The sequence below is a fragment of the Oleiphilus sp. HI0128 genome (genome assembly GCF_001635365.1).
The window spans coordinates 1-1,212 of sequence record NZ_LWGG01001145.1 but is presented as its reverse complement, the minus strand read 5'-3'; the positions used below and the strand labels follow the sequence as shown (position 1 = coordinate 1,212).

At 49.1% G+C, this 1,212-nt stretch carries 1 protein-coding gene; it reads left to right on the top strand.

Translation table 11 applies throughout. The features are described 5' to 3' along the window. A partial coding sequence (locus A3763_RS19405) for a cobaltochelatase subunit CobN (protein WP_197482991.1) occupies positions 1 to 1,069 on the top strand: 1,069 nt, incomplete at its 5' end. Positions 1,070 to 1,212: the final 143 nt, after the last annotated feature.

The window sequence follows — 1,212 nt, the reverse complement described above, 5'->3', positions numbered from 1 at the left end:
AGTTTGGGGTACGGCAACCATGCGAACCGGTGGCGATGATATCGCTCAGGCTTTTGCTCTGATGGGCGTCGAACCTATTTGGGCGCCGGGATCTAACCGTGTTGTTGATTTTAAAGTGCTGAGCACCCAATTGCTGCAACGACCTCGTGTCGATGTGACCTTGCGGGTCTCGGGCTTTTTCAGAGATGCATTTCCTAACGTCATGAAATTATTTGATGCGGCCGTGCAAACGATTGTCGATATCGAAGAACCTGGAAACGAGAACATCATTCAACAGCATGTGTTAGAGCGTATCGATGAACTAACACTGACGGGGTTAAATGCCGATTTGGCTAGAAGGCAGGCGAGTTATCGTGTGTTTGGTAGTAAGCCCGGCGCTTATGGTGCGGGTCTACAGGGCTTGATAGACGAGCGTTGTTGGGAGCAAAAGAGTGATCTAGCCGATGCCTATCTGAATTGGGGTGGCTATGCCTACGGTAACGAGGCGGGAGACGGTGTCGATGCCAAGGAAGCTTTCCGTTTTCGATTGTCGCAATTAGAGGTGGTTTCGCAAAACCAGGATAATAGAGAGCACGACATCTTGGACTCTGATGATTATTACCAGTTCCAAGGGGGCATGAGCAACGCGGTTGAAGTGTTCTCGGGGGATGCACCAACGGTGTATCACAATGACCATTCCAACCCGTCATCTCCTAAGATTAGAACCTTGAAAGAGGAGCTGAACCGGGTTGTCCGTTCGCGAGTGTTAAACCCTAAATGGATTCATGCGATGCGAGAGCATGGTTACAAAGGTGCCTTTGAGATGGGGGCGAGCATTGATTATATGTTCGCCTATGATGCCACCACCAATCTGATTGATGATTATCAATACGAGGCCGTGACTGATACCTTGATACTCGACTCGGATAACCTCAATTTTCTCTTGGAGAACAACCCCTCTGTGCTTGAAGAAATGGCAGAACGCTTATTAGAAGCGACGCAACGTGGGCTTTGGGGTGCTCCTGGCCAGTATCCGGAAAAATTACAGGATGTGCTCTTGGCTTTGGATGAAAAGCAGGAGCAGGCATGATGAGTAGAGTTGACGACCGAATTCTTCATGGGGGAGATCTCGAAACGGCATCAAAATGCTATGGTGTCCCTATAGAAAAGTGGATTGACCTCTCGACGGGCATTAGCCCTATGCATTACCCAGACGTGGATATATCTACAGAG